At 38.4% G+C, this 23,254-nt stretch carries 17 protein-coding genes; 11 read left to right on the top strand and 6 right to left on the bottom strand.

Going from position 1 to position 23,254, the window contains the following annotated elements; translation table 11 throughout:
- Positions 1 to 28: 28 nt before the first annotated feature.
- The 6 genes from B0169_RS13795 (at position 29) to B0169_RS13820 (ending at position 5,485) form a co-directional block, all read left to right on the top strand.
- Positions 29 to 1,315: a mechanosensitive ion channel family protein gene (locus B0169_RS13795; protein ID WP_077286709.1), complete on the top strand. Its 1,287-nt coding sequence runs from the start codon at positions 29 to 31 to the stop codon at positions 1,313 to 1,315.
- Between the two features lie 457 nt (positions 1,316 to 1,772).
- Entirely contained in the window at positions 1,773 to 1,985 is a 213-nt protein-coding gene (locus tag B0169_RS13800; protein WP_077286711.1) for a hypothetical protein, read from the top strand.
- A 1-nt stretch (position 1,986) separates the two neighbouring features.
- Positions 1,987 to 2,772: a uroporphyrinogen-III synthase gene (locus B0169_RS13805; protein ID WP_077286713.1), complete on the top strand. Its 786-nt coding sequence runs from the start codon at positions 1,987 to 1,989 to the stop codon at positions 2,770 to 2,772.
- Positions 2,773 to 2,872: 100 nt separating this feature from the next.
- A complete protein-coding gene (gene rnk, locus B0169_RS13810) occupies positions 2,873 to 3,250 on the top strand; it encodes a nucleoside diphosphate kinase regulator (RefSeq protein ID WP_077286715.1) in 378 nt (125 codons plus the stop codon).
- 616 nt (positions 3,251 to 3,866) lie between these two features.
- Positions 3,867 to 5,066, top strand: a complete 1,200-nt coding sequence (locus tag B0169_RS13815) for a hypothetical protein (RefSeq protein ID WP_077286717.1) — start codon at positions 3,867 to 3,869, stop codon at positions 5,064 to 5,066.
- The gene (locus tag B0169_RS13820; RefSeq protein ID WP_077286719.1) at positions 5,066 to 5,485 is read left to right on the top strand and encodes a type 2 periplasmic-binding domain-containing protein; all 420 of its coding nucleotides are present in this window, start codon (positions 5,066 to 5,068) and stop codon (positions 5,483 to 5,485) included. The genes B0169_RS13815 and B0169_RS13820 overlap by 1 nt, the downstream gene beginning before the upstream one ends.
- An 11-nt stretch (positions 5,486 to 5,496) precedes the next feature.
- Here B0169_RS13820 and B0169_RS13825 read toward each other — a convergent pair whose 3' ends face one another.
- Positions 5,497 to 7,554: an EAL domain-containing protein gene (locus B0169_RS13825; protein WP_077286721.1), complete on the bottom strand. Its 2,058-nt coding sequence runs from the start codon at positions 7,552 to 7,554 to the stop codon at positions 5,497 to 5,499.
- Positions 7,555 to 7,978: 424 nt separating this feature from the next.
- On the opposite strand from B0169_RS13825, the gene B0169_RS13830 reads away from it, so the two are divergent.
- The gene (locus tag B0169_RS13830; protein WP_077286723.1) at positions 7,979 to 10,570 is read left to right on the top strand and encodes a TonB-dependent receptor plug domain-containing protein; all 2,592 of its coding nucleotides are present in this window, start codon (positions 7,979 to 7,981) and stop codon (positions 10,568 to 10,570) included.
- Positions 10,571 to 10,719: 149 nt separating this feature from the next.
- On the opposite strand, the gene yfaE is transcribed toward B0169_RS13830, so the two are convergent.
- From yfaE to ubiG, 5 genes are all read right to left on the bottom strand, one after another.
- Entirely contained in the window at positions 10,720 to 10,974 is a 255-nt protein-coding gene (yfaE, locus tag B0169_RS13835) for a class I ribonucleotide reductase maintenance protein YfaE (protein WP_077286725.1), read from the bottom strand.
- Between the two features lie 5 nt (positions 10,975 to 10,979).
- Positions 10,980 to 12,110: a class Ia ribonucleoside-diphosphate reductase subunit beta gene (nrdB, locus tag B0169_RS13840; RefSeq protein ID WP_077286727.1), complete on the bottom strand. Its 1,131-nt coding sequence runs from the start codon at positions 12,108 to 12,110 to the stop codon at positions 10,980 to 10,982.
- Positions 12,111 to 12,241: 131 nt separating this feature from the next.
- A complete protein-coding gene (gene nrdA / locus B0169_RS13845; protein WP_077286729.1) occupies positions 12,242 to 14,515 on the bottom strand; it encodes a class 1a ribonucleoside-diphosphate reductase subunit alpha in 2,274 nt (757 codons plus the stop codon).
- A gap of 679 nt (positions 14,516 to 15,194) precedes the next feature.
- On the bottom strand, positions 15,195 to 15,875 hold the full coding sequence (locus B0169_RS13850; protein WP_328589024.1) for an HAD family hydrolase: 681 nt from the start codon (positions 15,873 to 15,875) through the stop codon (positions 15,195 to 15,197).
- Positions 15,876 to 15,881: 6 nt separating this feature from the next.
- A complete protein-coding gene (gene ubiG, locus B0169_RS13855; protein ID WP_077286731.1) occupies positions 15,882 to 16,589 on the bottom strand; it encodes a bifunctional 2-polyprenyl-6-hydroxyphenol methylase/3-demethylubiquinol 3-O-methyltransferase UbiG in 708 nt (235 codons plus the stop codon).
- Positions 16,590 to 17,067: 478 nt separating this feature from the next.
- On the opposite strand from ubiG, the gene gyrA reads away from it, so the two are divergent.
- From gyrA to cmk, 4 genes are all read left to right on the top strand, one after another.
- Positions 17,068 to 19,803, top strand: a complete 2,736-nt coding sequence (gene gyrA, locus B0169_RS13860) for a DNA topoisomerase (ATP-hydrolyzing) subunit A (RefSeq protein WP_077286733.1) — start codon at positions 17,068 to 17,070, stop codon at positions 19,801 to 19,803.
- Positions 19,804 to 20,096: 293 nt separating this feature from the next.
- On the top strand, positions 20,097 to 21,182 hold the full coding sequence (serC, locus tag B0169_RS13865) for a 3-phosphoserine/phosphohydroxythreonine transaminase (protein WP_077286735.1): 1,086 nt from the start codon (positions 20,097 to 20,099) through the stop codon (positions 21,180 to 21,182).
- Position 21,183: 1 nt separating this feature from the next.
- On the top strand, positions 21,184 to 22,464 hold the full coding sequence (gene aroA / locus B0169_RS13870) for a 3-phosphoshikimate 1-carboxyvinyltransferase (RefSeq protein WP_077286737.1): 1,281 nt from the start codon (positions 21,184 to 21,186) through the stop codon (positions 22,462 to 22,464).
- 85 nt (positions 22,465 to 22,549) lie between these two features.
- Complete coding sequence (gene cmk / locus B0169_RS13875) at positions 22,550 to 23,230, top strand: (d)CMP kinase (protein WP_077286739.1); 681 nt, start codon at positions 22,550 to 22,552, stop codon at positions 23,228 to 23,230.
- Positions 23,231 to 23,254: the final 24 nt, after the last annotated feature.

A 23,254-nucleotide genomic window follows, 5' to 3' on the forward strand; every position in this document is an offset into this window, starting at 1 on the left:
TTTTAGATCTAGTAAGAGTAAAATTATCATGACGCAAACAAGAGCAGATTTAAGAGACTTTCTATTGGCTTGGTTTGAACAGCATTTTCCAGGTAATTCAATTTTATGGTATGACATATTAGTGCTGTTATGGATCGCCAGTTTTGCCTTGGCGCTGCATTTCATCTTAAGAGCATTAGCCAAACAGTTTCTTAAAGGTCATTTTGTGACTTTAGCAAGTGATCAGCCTGAGAAAAGTGAAACCGCTAAGCTAGTGTTATGCTTAGTTAGCCGTATTTCTTTTGCTTTTCAGGGCGCGATTGTTGTTATTCAAGCCAACCTTTGGTTAGTCAAAGAAGCGGTGTTTTTACATATTGTAAAAGTGCTCACTGACCAATGGATTATTCTATTTTCGTTATTGTCACTTTTTACGCTACTTGATATTTTTCAAGCTATTTCTGATAAACGTTCTAGTCGGGTACCATTTCCACTTCGAGGCTTCTTACAAACTATTAAGCTTATAGCGAGTGTGTTAACCGGTATTCTTGCTGTTTCATTGCTGATGGATAAATCACCGTTAATTTTACTCAGTGGTTTAGGTGCGCTGTCGGCTGTGCTGTTGCTGGTATTTAAAGATCCTATTTTGGGTTTAGTGGCCGGAATACAGCTATCAGCTAATAACATGCTAGCCGTTGGTGATTGGCTTGAAATGCCTAAATATGGTGCCGATGGTGATGTAGTTGACATAGCACTGACAACTGTAAAAGTAAAAAACTGGGATAAAACCATCACGACTATTCCAACTTATGCGCTGATTTCCGATTCGTTTAAAAACTGGCGAGGAATGTCTGAATCTGGTGGGAGAAGAATTAAACGTAGTATTCATTTAGAAATGAGCAGCGTTTGTTTTTTAGATAACCAGCAACTTGCAGAGCTAAAAAAAGCACACTTGTTAAGTGATTATATCGCGAATAAAGTATCTCTGATCGAAAAAGAGAATATCGATAGAAAAGTTGATATGAGTGTTTTACAAAATGGGCGACGGTTAACGAATGTTGGCACATTTAGACAATACTTAGTGTCATTCTTAAAAAATCACCCGCAAATTCATCAGGGTATGACTTTAATCGTTAGGCAGTTAGAGCCAACATGTGACGGTTTACCTATGCAAGTGTATGCTTTTACAAATACTACCAGCTGGAACGCTTACGAAGATATACAGTCAGATATATTTGACCATATTATTGCCGTGCTGCCAGCATTTTCACTCAGGGTTCATGAGTCACCAACAGGCAATGATATAAGATTACTGGCTAAAAATAATGCCGATAAATAAAACAACTGTTATAGCAGCAGCTGATGGTAAATTTTTCGCAGTCTGCATAGTCAGTTCAGAATATAAAGTATGTACAGCAGGCAAGTGGCTGAGATAGCCATTATCATTATTTATCGCTAATCTTTGAGCGATGACTTGAAAGTTGATTTTAGCACCACAATAAAGAAGGTATAACGAGGCTGAATCATTGTTGGAAACAATAATGGTCTATGTTACGATTATTGGATGTTTACTTTGTCATATATTCAAACAACTAATTTAATTGCGAAGTTATCCATTATATGGATGATTCCTGTTCGCGCCTTTCCCATTTAAGGACGACTAAGCGCTACTTTTCCTTAGTCGTCCATCCCCAGCAATAACGCTTGAACTCGTTACACTTTCACTACTATAGCTTACTGTATCACTGCTAACTTGGCGTGATTTTGATACCTCAGTTCGAGATTGAGAGAATGAAATGCATAATAATTTTTGGGATTACCTCTATCAAACCTTTGAGTTAATCGAAGATATGAATAATGAAAATCAAGATCTGCTTTCGCAGGTTAATGCTAGATTAGAAACGATAGAATTGTTATACGCTCGACAGTTTGATCCAGTCGACTCATACGAAGAGTTTGTCGCTGTTAAACTCATTAACGCGATTTCACAGGCTATAAAAAGGCAATAAAATGGCGAGTTCACCTATTAATGTGTTGTTTAGTCGCGAGTATTCAAAACTAAAAAGTGCTGTTAACCTACTGCCAGCGCAGCGATATAAGGTTACTGCCTGTCCGCTATTTGATATCACAGCGGTTGAAAAAACTGCGCAACTACGGGCTGACTTTGCTCAGATGCTAGCAAGTGATTATTTAATTTTTACCTCTCAATACGCGGTAATTGAAACACTCGAATACTTGAGATTATTGGGTATAAACAGTGCCCAGCTCAACGCTTTAAAAATTTGCGTAGTAGGTCCAGTCGTTGCTCGTCAATTGACTGAATATGGTTTAAATACTGATTTAATGCCTGAATTGTATACTGCAGAATCATTAGCTGATTTATTCCCACCAGTTACGGACCAGGCCCAACAAATATTTTTTCCAAAAGGTAACCGGGCAGCATTAAAATTAGAGCAAGTACTTATAAAGAAAGGTTATAACGTCGTTAGCCCAATTATCTATAAAACTGAGCTTCGTTGCGGACTTGATAGCCCAGCGAAAATTTTATTTGAAAATAATAGCGTTGACTGTTTTGCGTTTACTTCACCTTCTTCTGTGCAAGCGTTAATGGCAATTTTAACCAACGCTGAACAGCAAAAGGCGTTAAGTCATACCGTTATTTGTGCTATTGGCACAACAACCTATCAGGCGTGTTTAGCGGCAGGGTTAACGGTAAATATTATGCCAACTGAGTATACAGTTGAAGGCTTAGCACGTGCGATTGACAGTTTCTATGCATCAACAAGTAGTGGTTGATTGCAAAGCAGCAATCGTTTTAGCTACGCAATAAGCTAACTATATCGGTAGTAATAAGTTTTTCTCCAATGCAGTTAATTTACAAAAGGACAGGTATATAATGATTAAACCTAAAATAATTATAAGTCATGATGATTACGATGGCTTACATCTAATGTTAGAAAAAGAAGTTTATGCACCATCACATGATCTATTGATTGATGAATTAGAGCGAGCAAAGATTGTTGATAAAGCCAAGTTACCGAAAACAGTGGTGCGAATGAACTCAACAGTGACCTTTACTATGCTTTCTTCAAAAAAAACCTTTGCCTTGAAACTCGTTTACCCTAAAGATATTGCTGAAAGTGACACGTTATCAATTCTTACTCCTGTTGGCAGTGCGTTGATTGGTCTTTCTATTGGGCAGGAAATTGAATGGCCGCTAGATAAAAATAGATCGACAATCGTTCACATTGATGCAATTGCATATAACCACTAGGAGCTATGAGTTAAAGACGAAAATATCATGATTATTTGATTATTTGATTATTTGATTGTTTTTTGTATCGAGAAATATGCATAAATTATTGGGAACGCTACACACTGCGATCTCTCTATTATGCTCACAGTACAATAATATAATAGCTCGACTTTGCACTAATGCTCGCCTATTGCTCTGACTACTATAGTTAACCTGAACTCTGGATAATGAGTGCAGCTTACCCAGAGTTCAGGTTAGTTAAAGCTTCGCGAAAAATCAGTAGCCGTACTTTGATGGCGTTAACCTCCCAATTTTTAATGCTTTTCAAGCAACAACTTAATGATTAACGCGGATCATCTGCTTATTTGTAGCAACGAGCGTTTCTTTGTATTTCCTCCGCTACCTTTAATCTTTCTTATAAATAAATCAGCATAGGCAATATCATGTCTCATACAACCGTCGCAAGTGTATTTTGGCTTTAACGGTAATGAAAATAGCAGCGATTGATTTATGTTTCACTCTTAAAGCTAAAGCGTTCTATATCAAGTAAATATCGAATAATATTGACTCTTTACCGGCAAAGACTATCTTTATTACTACCTGTTTATTTATCGTTCTTACCGTGCAAAATTTTATGAAAAATTACCCTCTGAAACTGATAGTTAATGTTATGTTGATTTGTTTTAGCTTCAGCACCTTTGTATCGGCAGAGAGTGATGATAACTTGCGGTTTTCTGGTTTTGCTCGTGTTGTTGTTGGCTACCTAGATGATGGACAAGCCGACTATCTCAATTATGATAATTCGATAAGTATTGATAATGAAAGCTTAATTGGTTTACAAGCTGACTATCAGATTATTGATGATTTAGCGATCACAGGGCAACTTATCGGTCATTCTGGCAATAAACGTGACTCAGGGATTGAATGGTTGTATTTGACATATACGCCAAGCAATACTTTGAAATTTAAGCTTGGTAAGCAACGTACGCCTTTTTTAAGTTACAGTGATGTTATCGATGTTGGCTATGCCTACCCATGGGCGACATTACCGCAACAAACTTATCCTAGACACTTTTTTTCTACATTTGATGGCTTAATGGCAAGTTATGAAATACCCAGAAAAGCGTTTGTGATTAATATTGAAGGTTACTGGGGGTATTTCGCTGATAAGGTTTTTGTTGCTGATCGAGAAATGACAGCTAAAACCAAGAATTTGAGCGGTTTAATTGCCAATATTAATTATAAAAACTGGACGTTTAGAGGCTCTTATCATCAAGGGCAAACCAGTGTTGAATTGCAGGAACTTCAACAGTTTTCTGGTATATTAGCTCAGTTAGGTTTTATTAATAGTGCAGAATCGTTAGCAACAGCAGGGTTAACCGAAATTTATCAATTAAGTGCGAACTTTGAAAACGTTAATTATTTTGTGCGAGCAGAGCTCAATAGAATACAAGCTGATTTTGTTTTGGTGCCAGATAGTGATGGTTATTTTGTCTCAACAGGCTATCACTATTCCCCATTTTCTTCGTATATTTCATATGCTAGAAATAAAACTAAGTACGAGTCTGTTGTCGATGAAATACCTACCGGATTAAATCCACAACTTGATGCTTTGGCAGGCGGTTATCAAGCGATATTTAATCAACTGCCTGTTAACAGCTCTGAAGCTTTTACGATCGGAACGCGCTGGGATATCAGTTCAGGTCTAGCCTTGAAAGGCGAAGTCAGTTTAATTAAAGGCAAAAGTAGTGACCGCGCTTTTTTTACTGTTCACGATGCTAACTTTGATAGAGAGGCGATACTTTATCTAGCTGCCGTAGAGTGGGTGTTTTAATGAGTGCCACGTTGCGAGTTTTCGCCATCATTTTGCTGTTTTTTTGCGTTACTTGTTTTGCAAGAGAGCGCATTGTCGTAGTTGCCAATGTAAAAAATACAGCTTTAAAACTTAGTCGACAAGAAGTCAGAAATTTATTTATGGGCGGAGCGTCAGAATATGCTCTAACGGCTATTGCACTGCCGCCAGAAAATCTTACACGGGTATTATTTAATACCAGAGTAGTAGGCTTGACCGAGTCACGTATACAGTCTTATTGGGCGCAAATGAAGTTTTCGGGCCGCAGACAACAACCGAAAGAATTACAGAGTGAACAATCGGTTTTAGACTATGTCAAAAATAATCACAATGCTGTTGGATATCTGTCTTCTGCTATGGAAATTCCAAATGAATTGACGATACTATTTGAAATAAAATAACCTAAGAGACATTATTTTTTTAGTTTATGGCTAAGTACCTGCGTAAGACAGATTGGTTTAGAAAACAGGTAACCTTGTAGTTGATGGCAACCATTTTCAATTAAAAAATTAAATTGCTCTCTAGTTTCTACACCTTCTGCACATATTTTCAAATTCAGTTGTTTTGCCATTTCAATTATTGTTTTGGTTATCAGAGTACTACGCTCTGATATTACTAAGTTATCAACAAATTGCTTATCTATTTTTAAGGTGTTTAATTGTAATTGGGTGAGATAACTTAATGATGAATAGCCTGTTCCAAAATCATCAAGTGCAATTGATGTGCCTAACGCTCTCATCTCAGAAAAGAAGTCATTTGCCATATCAAAATTTTCCAAATAAGCTGACTCAGTGACTTCAAATTCTATTGCGCTTGGTTCGACAGCATATTGTTTGAATAACGACTTGATATACGAAATCAGTGAAACACTTTTTATATCTTGAGCAGACAAGTTGACAGAAACAACGATATTGGGATTGATAGCTTGTTGAATATTTTCAATATCTTGGCACAAACGATCCAAAACCCATTTTGTGATGATTTGAATTTTTCCACTTTGCTCTGCAATAGGAATGAACTCAGCGGGAGATACTTTACCTAATGTTTCACTTGTCCACCTAAGTAACGCTTCGTAACCTATTATTTCTTCTTCCGGTGAGACTTTTGGCTGATAATAAAGCATAAATTCATCATTTTTTATTGCATGTGATATAGAATTGGCGATTAGTAATTTACGCTTTTTTTCTTCCATCATTTCAGGAACAAAAATGGTATGTGTATCGCGCCCAGCCATTTTAGAACGATACATAGCAACATCTGCATTACAAACAAATTCACTTAAATTGAAGTTAGCATCATAAGCTTTGGCAATACCGACACTGACACTGACTTGTACTTCCCATGAATTTATTTTAAATGGCTTTGAAAGACCATTAACTAAGCGTTCGGCTATTTGATATAATAAAAAATCATTAGGTTCGTTATGTAGTAGGATTAGAAATTCATCGCCTCCTAAGCGTGAAATAATATCACCGTCACGAAAATACTCTTTAGAACGATTACTTACTTCAATTAATAATTGATCGCCAGTATCATGCCCTAATGAATCATTGACTCCCTTGAAACCATCTAAGTCAAAGTACAATAATATTAAGTTCTTTTTAGAACGTTTAGCTTTTGCTAATTCAATACGCAAAGTTTCCATAAAAAATTGCCTATTAGGTAGGCCTGTAAGCCCATCAAAATTTGCCAACCGCTCCATGGTTTTTTGTTGCTCCATCAATTGTGCAGTGTACTCTTTATTTTTTAGTGTTTCTTGGTTGATGGTTTCCATCATCAGGTTTAAGTCATGGCTTAAAGAAGCGACTTCTTGTTTACCTCTAATATGGACTTTCAAAGAATAATCTTTTGTTTGTCTAATTTTATGTGTCAGTCTCGAAAGGCTGATTAAAGGATAGAATAGCCGTCCTTGTATCCAAAATAGTAAGAAGATAACGATGAATAATAATATTAGGGTTAAGGGAAGTACCTGTTTTAGCAAGTTCAATTTACTTTTGTTCAGCGGGCCATTTGAGTCATGAATAATGATTAAATAACCTAAAGGAAGTCTTACGTCACCAATTAATTTAACTGCCACTAACTCACCATTTGCTAGGTAAACCCCGGGACCTTTTTCTTTAAATGATTCAAGTTGAAATATAGTTATCGGATGCTGAGCAGAAAATGACTTACCATGATAGCTTTGTAGTGCTTGCCATGTTTTATCGTAAATAGTGGCAAATTTGACATTATCATATCTATCTAAGCGCAGCAGCATTGAGGTCAATTCAAATTCATCGGGCTCAAACGCTAACAAAGGAATGAGATCACTAGACATATTTTCAGCGAGTGCATCGAGGTCGCCTTTTACAAATTCAAAATATAACTTTTCATGTTCCTGCAAAGAAACCGTAAGGACAGTTAAGCTAACAAGACAGATGGCTAACACGGCTATTGATGAGGTGGTATTTTTGATGGTTTTAAATAGCACTCAAATACCTCCGTATAAGGAAGCTACTATGTAGATAACCCGATAGGAGTGGCTTAATAGTTTAAAGATTGGCACTAATAAAATACGACACCATGAAATAAGAGCTAGTTTTCAATAGAGTATATGCGTAAATACGAAAAGTGCTTGAATTTAACTCGAATTAAATTCATATCATGAGTTTTTAATAGTCGCGCGATGAAATAACAGTGTTCAAATCATCATACTGACCACTAATACACGATGTTAAGGTACCGAGATTACTAAATTGTCAGCTAGTACTACCTTCAATATGGTAATTAATGTCGAATAAGCTCAGCGTCAATACAGTTAAAATTCATCCAAATTGCTAACCCTTAAGTTACATGCTATTAATTAACTTGTTCATTAAATGAGCATAAAATAATAAAACTACAAGGATTTCAGGATGAATCAAGTACATAAATTTACACCTAGTATTATTGTAAGTGCAACATTAGCATTATCAGGGGGCTTTACAGCAACAGCATATGCAGCTCAAGGCGCTGAGAAAATAGAACGTATTGAAGTCACGGGCTCTCGTATTAAACGTTCCGATATGGAGGGGCCGTCTCCGGTTCAATCAATTGGCAGAGATGATATCGAGAACATGGGGTATGACAACCTTCAACAATTACTAGAAAGAATGCCAGTTGCGGGTAATGGTACTTTCTCGACTCGTGGAAATAACCAAGACTCTACGGCTAATGGTTCAGCCGCTGTCAGTTTACGTGGCTTAGGTGCAGATGCAACTTTAGTGCTAATCAATGGCCGACGAGTGTCAGTTAGTGCCTTTGCAGAAGGTATTACTAATTCATTTGTTGATATTAATAGCATTCCTGTTTCCGCGATTGAACGGATTGATATTTTAAAAGATGGCGCGTCTGCTATTTATGGCTCTGACGCTGTTGCCGGAGTTGTTAATGTAATTTTGAAAAAAGACATTGAGGGTGTCGAGCTAAACTTGGGGTATGGAGGCACCGATGGACCTAACTATGAGGAAACAACCGCAAGTCTTGTTTGGGGGACATCAAGTGAAAAAAGCAGTGCTTCGATCATTATCGATTACTTTAAAAACACCTCTCTTTCATCCAATGAAATGGGCAGTTTAGGTACCGCAAACCAAGCCCCTTATGGCGGTGAAGATTTTCGTTCATCACGCGGCTTTCCTGGTTACTTCTATGTTGATGAAGTTAAAACCATTGATCCGGACTGTCCTGCTGATAAAGCAACCGCAAGTGGTAGTTGTTTATTTGACTATGGCCCTTATGGCTATATATCACCAGCTTCAGAGCGTATTGGCGCTATTTCACAATTTGAGTATCGCTTTGACAACGCCATAACAAGCTTTATAGAAATGGCGATCCAACATAATAGCTCTGTTGCAGCTGGTGCACCAACACCACTTGATGAAGATGCAGGCTTAACTGTGCCGGCGAGCCATCCCAACAACCCTTTTGGCGAAGATATTGCAATTGGTCGTTACAGAACTGTAGATGCGGGCGCACGTCAATGGGATATAGAGTCAGACACTTTACGCTTGGTTGCAGGCTTAAGAGGTGAAATTAATGATTGGAGCTGGGAGGCAGCAGTACAAAAAGGGCGTAGTAAATCTATGCAAACAGGTGATCGTACCCAAGGTTGGGTACGTACTGACTTTTTGCAACAAGAAATTGATGCTGGTAGCTATAATCCATTTGGTGGCACTTTTAATGATCCTGAAGTTATCGACAGGATCACAACGAGCTTAGTACGCCGTGGTGAATCGCATATGACTTCATTTGATGCCAATATTACGGGCGAGGCCTTCGATTTCGGAGATGGTGTTGTGATGATGGCTGCGGGAATTGAATATCGTGAAGAAGATGTTAATGATATTCCTGACGATCAGTTTCAACGTGGCCTAATTTTTGGTACTGAATCGGTGTCAGCATCAGCGGAGCGTGAGCAATATGCGGCGTATGTAGAATTCTCTATACCTCTCAGTGATAGCTTAGAGCTACAACTCGCCGGGCGTTATGATGATTATAGTGACTTTGGTAACACAACTAACCCAAAAATAGCATTTCGTTGGGCGCCAAGTGATGAAATAACCGTGCGAGCTTCTTGGGCTCAAGGTTTTAGAGCGCCATCATTGGCTCAAATAGGTTTAGGTCCATCACAGAAAAGTCAGTTTTTTGTTGATACGCAGCGTTGTGAACAAACGGGATTAGACTGCCAAGCCTTAGATTATAATATTGAGTTTTCAGGTAACCCTGATTTAGAAGCCGAAGAATCAGAGTCTTGGAATATTGGTTTTATTTGGGCTCCTGAAGCTGATTTTGGCATCAGTGTCGATATTTGGAGTATTACCCAAGATAATAAAATTGATGAAGAAGAGTTTGGTCCTATTTATGCTGCAGAATGCGGTAATCAAAACAGTACGATATGTGTTCGTTTGCCAGCTACCGGTGGTGCAAGTTTAGGTACAATACAAAAAGTACACAGTACTTTTAAAAACTTATCGTCACAAGAAGTATCGGGTATTGATATCTCAGGTAATTATAACCACTCATTGGATGATTTAGGTTTATTAAAATTCAACTTAGAATGGGCCTATCAAGATAAGTTTGAAAAAGATGGTCGAGATTATACCGGCGAGTATGGCTATCCTGAGCATCGCTGGATCTTTTCATCAAACTGGGAAATAGGGCAATTTAATACCAATATTAATATTAGTTACGTTGGTGAATTTGAAGATACGCCAGATATTGATTTTGACGGAAATTTAGACTTTGATAGCAATACATCACGAATGGTTGATTCACAAATATTGGTAGATTTACAAACTTCTTACCATGTTACTGAATTTACGAAAGTATCTTTAGGTGTTAATAACTTGCTCGATGAAGAGCCACCGTTTGCTATTGGTGATGGTGATGGTGACTTATATGGTTATGTGTCGGGAGTACATAATCCTCGTGGTCGTTATCTCTATACAAAAGTTAGCTTTTTATTCTAACGATATATGCTAATAATCGTAATGACTGTATGCCGTTCATAAAAAGTGAACGGCATTTTTATTGATTATTTTCAGTTGGTTATCTTGATAGTGTCCGTTTTATCGTCTGCATTGATTTTTCAATCATACATAAACTGTTCTTGAGGAAGTTAATCTATTTCAATAACAATATCGGAAGTAGGGTAGGCGCAACAAGTGAGTATTTCGCCACCGCCAATAAATGCCAATGGGTATTCGCTATACTCCACCGTACCTTTTTTTAAGGTACAACGACAGGCACCACAAAAGCCATCTCGACAATGAAAATGTGATTCGATGTTTTCTCGTTCTAGGGTATTAAGGATATTTTTGTCTTCAGCGAGGAACGCTATTTCACGTTCCTCGACAGTAATACTAAAAGACATAGCAATTAAAAATCGAAATCGTCAAAGTCGTCGCTTGATACAGACGAGTCTACTTGGCCAACTAAGTAACTAGATATCTCGGTTTCTTGTGGCGCAACTTGTACATTGTCACTGACAAGATATGAATTCATCCAAGGTAAAGGGTTACTTTTAATCTCGAACGGGGCTTCAAAGCCTATTGCTGCCATACGTTGATTACTGGTGTATTCAATGTATTGTTTTAAAATAGCAGCGTTAAGACCGATCATTGAACCGTCTTTAAATAAATAATCTGCCCACTCTTTTTCTTGTTCAACTACATCCATAAATATTTGCTTGCCTTGCTCACGCAATTCAATTGCAATTTCTTGCATTTCTGGATCGTCTTTGCCCGATATCCAGTTATTAAGAATATGTTGGGTGCCAGTTAAATGTAGCGCTTCATCACGAGCAATTAATTTGATGATTTTGGCATTACCTTCGAGCAATTCACGTTCAGCGAAGGCAAATGAACACGCAAAACTAACATAAAAGCGAATAGCCTCTAACGCGTTCACTGAGCATATAGCTAGGAATAAACGTTCTTTAAGTTTACGCTCGTTTACCTCAATGTTTTTACCGTCGACTTCGTAACTACCAGGGCCTTGCGATTGTAATAACTGCGTAGTGATAATGACAGAATCAAAGTATTGAGCAATGCTTGATGCACGCTTTAATATCGCAGGGTTCACCATGATATCATCGAATACTTCACTTGGATCTGAAAATAGATTACGTAAAATATGGGTATATGAGCGCGAATGAATTGTCTCACTAAATGCCCATGTTTCAACCCAAGTTTCCACTTCAGGCAGTGAAACAAGCGGCAGCAAAACAGCGTTCACTGAACGAGCAGCCATAGAGTCAAGCAGAGTTTGATACTTTAAATTAGAAATAAAAATATGTTTTTCAGAGTCGGTTAAACTCTGCCAATCAGCGCGATCTTTGGATACGTCAATTTCTTCAGGACGCCAAAAGAACGATAATTGCTTTTCAATCAACTTTTCAAACGCCATAAAGCGCTGTTGATCGTATCGTGCAACATTAACACTGTTTCCCAAAAACATTGGCTCTAACAATGCATTGTTAGGTGTTTGGTTAAACGTAGTGTACGACATTTATTTCTCCTTGAAATAGTACCGAGTCATGGCAATATTTCGTCACTTATTAGTAATTGATCTGGTTTTATTTTTAGATATCGATGTTGGCAAAAAAAGAGGAAAACGCAATGTTTTCCTCAGTTTGGACGCTAAATTTTACAAGCGCCGCCTGCACAATCATCGTCTTCCACTTCGATTTGGCTATCAGCTGCACCATCACGTGTGTTGTGGTAGTACATTGTTTTCACACCCAGCTTATACGCGGTTAAAATATCTTTTAACACTTGTTTAATCGGCACTTTGCCACCGTCGAAACGCGCAGGGTCATAGTTAGTGTTAGCTGAAATCGTTTGGTCAACAAACTTTTGCATAATACCGACTAACTGTAAGTAGCCCTCATTACTTGGAATATTCCACAGTAACTCGTAGTTATCTTTTAAGCGTTGGTATTCAGGTACCACTTGTTTCAATATGCCATCTTTACTGGCTTTAATACTGATCAAGCCACGAGGAGGCTCAATACCGTTAGTCGCATTAGAAATTTGTGATGACGTTTCAGATGGCATCAAGGCTGAAACTGTCGAGTTTCTAACACCGTGCTCTTTAATACTAGCACGAAGCGATTCCCAGTCTAAATGTAATGGCTCACCGGTAATATTATCGATTTCTTTTTTATAAGTATCGATAGGTAAAATACCTTGCGATAAGCGTGTTTCATTAAATTTAGGACAAGCACCTTGCTCGATAGCTAATTGATTCGATGCTTTTAATAAATAGTATTGAATAGCTTCAAAGGTACGGTGCGTTAAGTTGTTGGCACTGCCGTTTGAATAGTAAACTCCATTTTTCGCTAAATAATAAGCGTAGTTAATAACACCTATACCTAAAGTACGACGACCCATAGTTGCGGTGTGTGCAGCAGGTACTGGATAATCTTGATAATCTAATAAGTTATCTAAAGCACGAACGGCTAAATCGGCTAAACCGTCAAGTTCATCAAGGCTGTCAATAGCACCTAAGTTAAAGGCTGACAAAGTACATAGCGCAATTTCACCATTTGGATCATTAACATCGTCCATCGGTTTCGTTGGCAAGGCAATTTCTAAACATAAATTACTTTGGCGAATAGGTGCAACACTTGGATCAAATGGTGAGTGAGTATTACAGTGATCTACGTTTTGTAAGTAAATACGACCAGTACTCGCGCGCTCTTGGGCGAATAAAGTAAATAGTTCAATAGCTTTAATACATTTTTTACGGATAGAATCATCAGCTTCATATTTTACATAAAGCGCTTCAAATTTTTCTTGGTCTTCAAAAAATGCATCGTATAGACCTGGTACATCACTTGGGCTAAATAAAGTGATTGATTGGCCTTTGATCAAGCGTTGGTACATTAATTTGTTAAATTGCACACCGTAATCTAAATGGCGAACACGGTTCTCTTCAACACCACGGTTGTTTTTAAGTACTAATAAGCTTTCAACTTCTAAGTGCCAAAGTGGATAGAATAGGGTAGCAGCACCACCACGTACACCACCTTGCGAACAGCTTTTAACGGCTGTTTGAAATAATTTATAGAAAGGGATACAGCCAGTATGGAATGCTTCGCCATTTCTTATCGTACTGCCTAACGCTCGAATACGACCGGCATTAATACCGATACCTGCACGTTGAGACACGTATTTAACGATTGAACTTGAGGTCGCATTAATTGAGTCTAAACTATCGCCACATTCAATGAGTACGCATGAAGAAAATTGACGTGTTGGTGTGCGTACACCAGCCATAATAGGCGTTGGAAGTGACAATTTAAAGGTAGAAATAGCGTTATAAAAGCCTTTTATATAATCTAAACGTGTTTCTTTAGGGTATTTGGCGAATAAACAAGCGGATACTAAAATGTAAAGAAACTGTGCACTTTCATAAATCTCACCAGTGACACGGTTCTGCACGAGATACTTGCCTTCAAGCTGCTTAACTGCGGCATAGCTAAAATCTAAATCACGGCTGTGGTCTATAAAGCTTTCTAGTTGCTCAAACTCTTCAGCAGTATAGTCGCTAAGTAAATGCTGATCGTATTTACCGGCAGCAACTAATGCTTGAACATGAGGGTAAAGCTTAGGTGGCTCAAATTGACCATAGGCTTTTTTTCGTAGATGAAAAATGGCAAGTCGAGCCGATAAAAATTGATAATCAGGCGTTTCTTCAGAAATTAAATCTGCCGCTGACTTAATAATGGTTTCATGAATGTCTGCGGTTTTAATACCATCGTAAAATTGAATATGAGACTTAAGCTCAACCTGTGACACAGAAACATTGTCTAAGCCCTCAGCAGCCCAAGCAATAACCTTATGAATTTTTTCTAAGTCGATGGGCTCTTTTGAACCATTGCGTTTTGTAACAAAAAGTTTGTTATTCATGAATGACCTGTAAATCTATTTATTGTTTTAATCACCCGAAAATGGAGGGTGAATTATGATAATTGCCTCAAGTAGACATTATTACGAGATAAATCGTATATCATTCAAACATCAGTGAATGAAAAATGCACTATATCTTGGGGTTTTAAAAAAACTAATCACAAGATAGTGAGGTTTGCATGACAATGCAAGCGATATAAATTTTCGTTTTTTGGTTGATTTTTTTAGAGTAAAAGTTATGTTAGTAACAACTAACTTAGTAAGGCTTTTTAATTTTGATTTTTCTAAAACGCAATGCTTATTTTAGATTTTTTTTTAACATTAAATTATTTTTATTTAATTTTGATGGTTTATATGTCGAAAGGATATATAAAAATATAAATTCAAATTATTCAATAGCTTATGTTTTTAGTTTAAATCTTGAACGCTTTAATTGACGACTGATTATTTTATCAACGCTTAAAGATCAAATTAAGATCCTATTGAAAAATAAAAACAGTGAATCACTGGTTTACTCACTAGATACTTCTGTCGACTGCCCGCTGGCATTTTTCTTGTGGATTTGGCTTTTATAGCTAATTATCTACGCTATATCGAGATACATGTAATTGTGCGATGTCTTGATAAGTTCGATAAACTCGCACGGCGCGAAGTGTAGGCGTCGTGCGAGTCCTTAGACTTATTTAATGAAAGACAATAAGTCGGTAGGAGTGTCAATAATGTGATCAGCCTGCCAAGCTTGGCAGTCTTCATCAGCTAAAATATAACCCCAATTAGCAACAAAAGTTTTCATTAGTGCACTATTTCCGGCCTGAATATCACGTAGAGCGTCTCCGACATAAAAACATTGCTGATTATCGACATTAATTTGTTGGCAAGCATACAAAATAGGCTCTGGATCCGGTTTACGTTTAGCTAAGGTATCGCCACCTACCATCACCGCACACTGTGCGAATTCAGGATAATGGGGTAACAAAATTTTAGTAAGGCCTTCAGGCTTATTGGTGATAATACCCCAAGGGATACTCTCAGCTTCCAGTTGTTGTAATAACGCTTTCACACCTGGATACAGATGGGTATGTGTGGCAATATTTTCTTGATAATAGTCAAGAAATTGTTGACGTAATATTTCATAGTCATATTGCTTTATTTCGGCACCGAAACCTAGATTCAATAATCCCAAAGCACCGTCAGAAGCGATAGGGCGATAATCTTTTGCAGCGACAGGCATTTTACCGTAATGATTTAGCACATAATTTAACGCCGCACCTAGGTCATCGGCGGTATCTAATAACGTGCCATCTAAATCAAAAAGTACACTGGCAACTGCCGGTAATGTAGGATTTATACTGGTCATCATTTTGCGCTAAACCTTCTGACAACAAAGAATGTAATTGACATCAAGTGACGCGTTAAGCTTATGATTTTCAGTTAACGGATTGTAGTGAATACCTGCGGCGTCAATACATTTTAAGTCAACTGATTCAGCCCATGAAATAAGGGTAGAGGGGCGAATGAAGCTATCGTGGTCGTGTGTACCATTTGGCACCAACTTAAAAATTTTCTCTGCCGCAACTATCGCCAATAGATAAGCTTTCAATGACTTATTTAAAGTTGAAAAAAACACATAGCCACCAGGTTTTACCATTTGCGCACAGGCGTTTACGATGGACGCTGGATCAGGTACATGTTCGAGCATTTCCATGCAAGTCACCACATCGTAATGCTCAGGTTGTTGCTGGGCTTTTTCTTCAGCAGTAATTTTCTGGTAATCAACCGTTATACCTGCTTCTAATGCGTGCAATTTTGCAACATTTAATGGCTCTTGCCCCATATCAATGCCAGTAACTTCGGCGCCAAGCTGGGCAAGACTTTCAGCTAAAATACCGCCACCACAGCCAACATCAATAATTTTCTTCTCGAAGATGTCTCCAACATGTTGGCAGATAAATTGTCGACGCAGCGGATTAATTTGATGCAGTGGCTTAAAATCGCCATCAAGTTCCCACCATTGGCTGGCGACTTGTTCAAATTTAGCTATTTCATCTTGATTTACATTTAAAGGGTTGGACATGGCTATTACTATTATTTGTCTTGATGATGTTGGCGATTCTAAACCAATATTTACAGCAAGCCTAGCGTGAAAATTGATTCATCTTAAATAAAGTTAAAATGCTGATGGTTTTATGCGTTGTTTGTTTATAACTATGTTGATTTCTCAAATCATCAGTAGATTAATGTCAGCGATAAAAGCTGGCAATGATGATAAAATATACGTTTGGAACCCTTATGTGCCTAAAATGCGAACAACGGTCACAAAGAAAGTTATTATTTGCCTTAAATTGAATGAAAAAATTCATTGAAATCAGATTGGTATCAGTAATATAGCGAATATCTCGCATTTACTTGAAACTTTAGCTTTTACACGGCAAAATGAAGCAAAATAAAGCGGTAGGGCATAACAAATAATTATGCTAGTATGCCGTGTTAATTAAAAATAATAATTTCGAAATTTTCTGAATTAGATTTACGTTAAGGGATACCATCAATTTATGACCGATTTGGCGAATAATATTGCTCCTGTCAATATTGAGGATGAGCTAAAAAGCTCCTATTTAGATTACGCCATGAGTGTAATCGTAGGTCGTGCATTACCAGATGTACGTGATGGCTTAAAACCAGTACATCGTCGCGTACTTTTCGCGATGAACGTGTTAGGTAACGACTTTAACAAGCCGTACAAAAAATCAGCACGTGTTGTTGGTGATGTTATCGGTAAGTATCACCCGCATGGTGATACCGCTGTATATGATACAATTGTTCGAATGGCGCAGCCTTTCTCATTACGCTACATGCTTGTCGATGGCCAAGGTAACTTTGGTTCTGTCGATGGTGATTCAGCGGCGGCAATGCGTTATACCGAAATTAGAATGTCAAAAATTGCGCATTCTATTTTGGCTGACTTAGATAAAGAAACGGTTGATTACGTTGCCAACTATGATGGCACTGAAATGATCCCCGCGGTCATGCCGACACGTATTCCTAATCTATTAGTTAATGGTACTTCCGGTATTGCGGTAGGTATGGCAACTAATATTCCTCCTCATAATTTAACTGAAGTTATTAATGGCTGTTTAGCTATTATCGATAACAGTGACATTACGTTTGAAGAGCTATTAGAACATATTCCAGGTCCTGATTTCCCAACAGCAGGCATTATCAGTGGTCGTGCAGGTATTCAAGAAGCTTACCTAACTGGCCGTGGTAAAATTAAGATCCGTGCTCGCGCAGACATTGAAGTTGACGAGAAGTCTGGCAAAGAAACCATTGTGGTTCATGAGTTACCTTACCAAGTTAACAAAGCCCGTTTGATTGAAAAAATGGCTGACTTGGTAAAAGAGAAACGCCTTGAAGGTATTTCTGCGCTCCGCGACGAGTCTGATAAAGACGGTATGCGCATGGTGATTGAAGTTAAGCGTGGAGAAGTTGGCGAAGTTATTTTGAATAACTTATATAAGCTTACTCAAATGCAAGTTTCATTTGGTTTGAATATGGTGGCATTGACCAATGGTCAGCCTAAATTGTTCAACTTACGTGAAATGCTTGATGCTTTTATTTTACATCGCCGTGAAGTGGTTACGCGTAGAACCATCTTTGAATTACGCAAAGCGCGTGAACGTGCACATTTATTAGAAGGCTTATCAATAGCTCTTGCTAATATTGACCCAATAATTGCGTTAATTAAAAACTCACCAACGCCAAGCGAAGCTAAAGAGCAATTGTTAGCACGTGGTTGGGATTTAGGTTTAGTTGCAGATATGCTTTCTGCGGCTGGTGATGATGCTGCACGCCCTGAGTGGGTTGAAGATGAATTTGGTATTCGTGATGGTCAGTATTTCTTAACACCGCCACAAGCACAAGCCATTTTAGACTTACGCTTACATAAGCTAACCGGCCTAGAACACGAGAAAATTTTAAGCGAATACAAAGCATTATTAGATATCATTGCAGAGTTACTTCATATTTTAGCAACACCATCACGTTTGATGGAAGTTATCCGTGAAGAGCTTGAAGTTATTCGTGATGATTTTGGTGACGAACGTCGTACTGAAATTACTAATGCTTCGCATGATCTTTCAATGGAAGACTTGATCACCGAAGAAGATGTTGTAGTAACACTGTCTCATGAAGGTTATGTTAAATATCAAATATTAAGTGATTACCAAGCACAGCGTCGTGGTGGTAAAGGTAAAGCTGCAACGAAGATGAAAGAAGAAGACTTCATCGAACGTTTACTTATTGCTAATACTCACGATACTATTTTATGTTTCTCAAATCGCGGGAAACTATACTGGTTAAAAGTGTTCCAGTTACCGTTAGCAAGCCGTACTGCTCGTGGTCGTCCGATTGTTAATATTCTACCGTTAGAGGCTGATGAGCGTATTACCGCAATTCTGCCAGTTCGTGAATATGAAGAAGATAAGTTTATCATCATGGCAACCGCATCAGGTACTGTGAAGAAAACAGCGTTAACTGCTTATAAAAATCAACGCGCTAACGGTATTATCGCCTTGAACTTACGTGATGACGATACCTTAATTGGTGTTGATATTACTAACGGTGATAACGACATTATGTTGTTCTCTGATGCGGGTAAAGTTGTACGTTTCAATGAGAAAAAGCGTGACAGTGAAACCGGCGAAGTTAAGTTAGATCCTGAAACCGGCGAACAACAGTGGGCATTAAAACCTATTGGTCGTACGGGCACAGGTGTACGTGGTATCAAGTTAGAAGGCGATCAAAAAGTTGTCTCTTTAATTGTGCCTAAAAATGACGGTCCAATCATGACTATCACTGAAAACGGCTTTGGTAAGCGTACAGCATTAGATGAATATCCTGCTAAGAGTCGTGCTACAAAAGGTGTTGTATCAATTAAAGTCAGTGAGCGCAATGGCCCTGTTGTTGGTGCGGTACAAGTTGAAGAGCAAGACGAAATTATGCTGATCACCGACAATGGTACACTAGTACGTACCCGTGTTGATGAAGTGAGTGTTATTGGTCGTAATACACAAGGGGTTCGTATCATTCGTACGATTGAGGGCGAGCATGTTGTTGCCTTACAGCGCATTGATGAAATTGAAGAAACCGAAGTATTCGACGCTACAGAAGAAGGTGATGAAGCTTCTACTCCATCAGTTGAAGGTGGCACAGCGGATACGCCAGAAGCCAATGTTGAGGGTGAGCACGCTGACTCTGAACTCAATAATGACAACGATACTCAAGAGTAACCGTTGATAACATAAAAAAAGGCGGTATTTACCGCCTTTTTTTATGTGTAAAATTCGCTTAATCGTGAAATTTTATTGATCTAACAAAGGTAAAATAGTTATATCAAAGTTGAATTAATAATTGATGCAATAAACCAGTAATGTATGCTTATGTGACTAAGGTTCAAAGTTACCATATGATCCTAAAATTCATGCGATAACCGCATGCCATTAGCGAAAAATTCAGTGCTTAGTTTGGCTTTCATTGAGTCAAATAATCCAAGCAAATTACTTAGAAAAGGGTGTAGTGTTTAATGTCTAGTGTTTACAATTTTTGCGCAGGTCCTGCGATGTTACCTGTAGATGTCATGAAAAAAGCGCAAAGTGAGTTTTTAAATTTTGCTAATACAGGCAGCTCTGTGATGGAGTTAAGTCACCGAAGTAAAGAGTTTATTGCTGTGGCCGAAAAAGCTGAAGCTGATTTACGTAAACTAATGGCAATACCTGAACATTATAAAGTATTGTTTTGTCATGGTGGTGGTCGTGGCCAGTTCTCAGCCGTAGCACTAAATTTATTGGGTGAGACTAAAAAAGCTGATTATATTGTAACGGGAGCTTGGTCTAAATCTGCTGCAGAAGAAGCCAGCCACTATGGCGACATTAATGTGATACATGTCATGGATAATGCCGATGGTGTTCAGCGTGTAAAACCAAGCAGTGAATGGCCAATCAGTCAAGATGCAGCCTATGTACATTATTGCCCAAATGAAACTGTGGACGGTATTGAGATTTTTGAGGTACCCAATACCGGCGATATCCCACTAATTGCTGATATGTCATCAACTATTTTATCGCGTGAATTTGATGTCAGTAAATTCGGACTCATCTATGCCGGTGCACAAAAAAATATTGGCCCATCCGGGTTAACACTGGTGATTGTTCGTGAAGATTTGCTTGGCAACGCTCATATTGATACACCTTCAATTATGAATTACCAAGTATTAGCTAATAATGGCTCTATGTATAACACGCCACCAACTTATGCCTGGTATTTGGCAGGTTTAGTGTTTGAATGGTTACTGGCTAAAGGTAGTGTCAGCACTATTGCTGACATTAATGCACAAAAAGCACAGCTACTTTATCAATATATTGATGAAAGTGACTTTTATAGCAATTCAATTACCCCTGAAAATAGAAGCTTAATGAATGTGCCTTTTTGGTTAGTTGATGATGATTTGTCTGGTGAGTTTTTAGCGCAGGCACAACAACAAGGGCTAACCGCATTAAAAGGGCATCGTATGGTGGGTGGAATGCGTGCAAGTATATATAACGCTATGCCTATAGAAGGTGTTCAAGCGTTAGTTGATTTTATGAAAAAGTTTGCCGCAGGAGTGAAGTAATATGGAACAATTAACCCTACAGCCAATTGACAAAATTCAGGGTGAAGTATTTTTACCAGGTTCAAAAAGTTTATCTAATCGTGCATTACTGATAGCAGCACTTGCACAGGGCGAAACAAAAATCACTAATTTATTGGTCAGTGATGACATCAATCATATGCTAAATGCCTTAAAAACTTTGGGTATTCAGTATAGTTTAAGTGACTGTGGCACAGAATGTACAGTGGTTGGTAATAACGGTTTCTTTACCAGCAAAGACGCTCTAGAGCTATATTTAGGTAATGCTGGCACCGCAATGCGACCTTTATGTGCCGCGCTTGCTGCAAGTGAAGGTGAGTTTATTTTAACCGGTGAGCCAAGGATGAAAGAACGACCGATAGGCCACTTGGTCGATGCGTTAGCTCAACTCAATGCTGATATTGAATATTTGGAAAATAAGGATTATCCACCGATAAAAATTAATGGTAAGCAATTATCCGGTACGACTGTTAAGATTGATGGTTCGATATCAAGCCAGTTTTTAACCGCTATTTTAATGGTAGCTCCATTACTCCATTCAGATACCAATATTGAGATTGAAGGTGAACTAGTCTCTAAACCCTATATTGATATTACCCTTGATATTATGGCTAGGTTTGGCGTTACCGTACAAAACAACCATTATCAATCTTTTACTGTCAAAGGTAACCAGTCTTATCAAGCGGTTGAAAAATACATGGTCGAAGGAGATGCGTCTTCTGCCTCATACTTTTTAGCGGCCGGTGCGATAAAGGGTGGAGAGATAACCGTACATGGTGTTGGTAAGCTCAGTGTTCAAGGCGATAAGTATTTTGCTGATGTGCTCGAAAAAATGGGTGCTGAAGTCATTTGGCATGATGAGTCAATTACCGTAATTGGTAAACCGCTTACTGGTGTTGATATGGACATGAATCATATTCCCGATGCGGCAATGACGATAGCAACGACAGCACTTTTTGCTCAAGGTACAACCACTATTCGAAATATTTATAATTGGCGAGTTAAAGAAACCGACCGGTTAACAGCGATGGCAACTGAGCTACGAAAAGTAGGCGCGACTGTGGAAGAGGGTGAAGATTATATTTCGATAACACCGGCTGCAGTGTTGAAACATGCCGAAATTGATACTTATAATGATCATCGTGTTGCTATGTGTTTTTCGCTTGTTGCATTAAGTGATACGCCGGTAACGATTAATGATCCCAAGTGTACCGCTAAAACATTTCCTGATTATTTTGATAAGTTATCTCAAGTCTCTTGTTAAAGTGATAGAGAATAACTTTTTTAGGCGATTTTGCCAGATAAATCCCGTATAATGCCGCCGATTTTCGACTTTAGGAGATAAATATATGCAGGAAAGCATTCCAGTCATTACTATTGATGGGCCCAGTGGGGCAGGTAAAGGAACTGTTGCGCGTATTGTCGCTGAACAATTAGGTTGGCACTTATTAGACAGTGGTGCAATTTACCGCGTGCTTGCGGTCGCCGCACAGCACCATCAGATTAGTGTTGATGATGAAGATTCCTTATTACCTGTCGCCGCACACTTAGATGTGCAGTTTCAAATCTGTAGTGAAGGAGAAGGTAAAGTTATTTTAGAAGGCGAAGATGTATCAAATGCAATTCGTACTGAAGAAATTGGTGCATTAGCATCAAAGGTTGCCGCATTTCCTCGTGTTCGAGAAGCGTTGTTAAGACGTCAGCGTGCATTTAAAGTTGCTCCTGGCTTAGTCGCCGATGGTCGTGATATGGGTACAGTGGTGTTTACACAAGCACCTGTAAAAGTATTCTTAACGGCCAGTGCTGAAGAAAGAGCACAAAGAAGATTTAATCAGTTGAATGAAAAAGGCTTTGATGTTAAAATCGGGCGCCTTTTGGATGACATACGTCAAAGAGATGAGCGAGATCAAAACCGTAAGGTGGCGCCGCTTGTTCCTGCAGAAGGAGCATTAATTATTGATTCTACTGAGCTTTCTATTGATGAAGTGGTTGGTAAAATCTTATCATTTAGTAATGAAAAATTAATGTAAACGAAGTAATAATGCTTCAAAATA

Source organism: Cognaticolwellia aestuarii, from assembly GCF_002000025.1.
Classification (GTDB): domain Bacteria; phylum Pseudomonadota; class Gammaproteobacteria; order Enterobacterales; family Alteromonadaceae; genus Cognaticolwellia; species Cognaticolwellia aestuarii.

Bases quoted from the DNA above. Each gene is read 5' to 3' on its own strand.
- B0169_RS13795 (WP_077286709.1), top strand. From the start codon at position 29: ATGACGCAAACAAGAGCAGATTTAAGAGACTTTCTATTGGCTTGGTTT.
- B0169_RS13800 (WP_077286711.1), top strand. From the start codon at position 1,773: ATGCATAATAATTTTTGGGATTACCTCTATCAAACCTTTGAGTTAATC.
- B0169_RS13805 (WP_077286713.1), top strand. From the start codon at position 1,987: ATGGCGAGTTCACCTATTAATGTGTTGTTTAGTCGCGAGTATTCAAAA.
- rnk (WP_077286715.1), top strand. From the start codon at position 2,873: ATGATTAAACCTAAAATAATTATAAGTCATGATGATTACGATGGCTTA.
- B0169_RS13815 (WP_077286717.1), top strand. From the start codon at position 3,867: ATGAAAAATTACCCTCTGAAACTGATAGTTAATGTTATGTTGATTTGT.
- B0169_RS13820 (WP_077286719.1), top strand. From the start codon at position 5,066: ATGAGTGCCACGTTGCGAGTTTTCGCCATCATTTTGCTGTTTTTTTGC.
- B0169_RS13830 (WP_077286723.1), top strand. From the start codon at position 7,979: ATGAATCAAGTACATAAATTTACACCTAGTATTATTGTAAGTGCAACA.
- yfaE (WP_077286725.1), bottom strand. From the start codon at position 10,974: ATGTCTTTTAGTATTACTGTCGAGGAACGTGAAATAGCGTTCCTCGCT.
- nrdB (WP_077286727.1), bottom strand. From the start codon at position 12,110: ATGTCGTACACTACGTTTAACCAAACACCTAACAATGCATTGTTAGAG.
- nrdA (WP_077286729.1), bottom strand. From the start codon at position 14,515: ATGAATAACAAACTTTTTGTTACAAAACGCAATGGTTCAAAAGAGCCC.
- B0169_RS13850 (WP_328589024.1), bottom strand. From the start codon at position 15,875: ATGATGACCAGTATAAATCCTACATTACCGGCAGTTGCCAGTGTACTT.
- ubiG (WP_077286731.1), bottom strand. From the start codon at position 16,589: ATGTCCAACCCTTTAAATGTAAATCAAGATGAAATAGCTAAATTTGAA.
- gyrA (WP_077286733.1), top strand. From the start codon at position 17,068: ATGACCGATTTGGCGAATAATATTGCTCCTGTCAATATTGAGGATGAG.
- serC (WP_077286735.1), top strand. From the start codon at position 20,097: ATGTCTAGTGTTTACAATTTTTGCGCAGGTCCTGCGATGTTACCTGTA.
- aroA (WP_077286737.1), top strand. From the start codon at position 21,184: ATGGAACAATTAACCCTACAGCCAATTGACAAAATTCAGGGTGAAGTA.
- cmk (WP_077286739.1), top strand. From the start codon at position 22,550: ATGCAGGAAAGCATTCCAGTCATTACTATTGATGGGCCCAGTGGGGCA.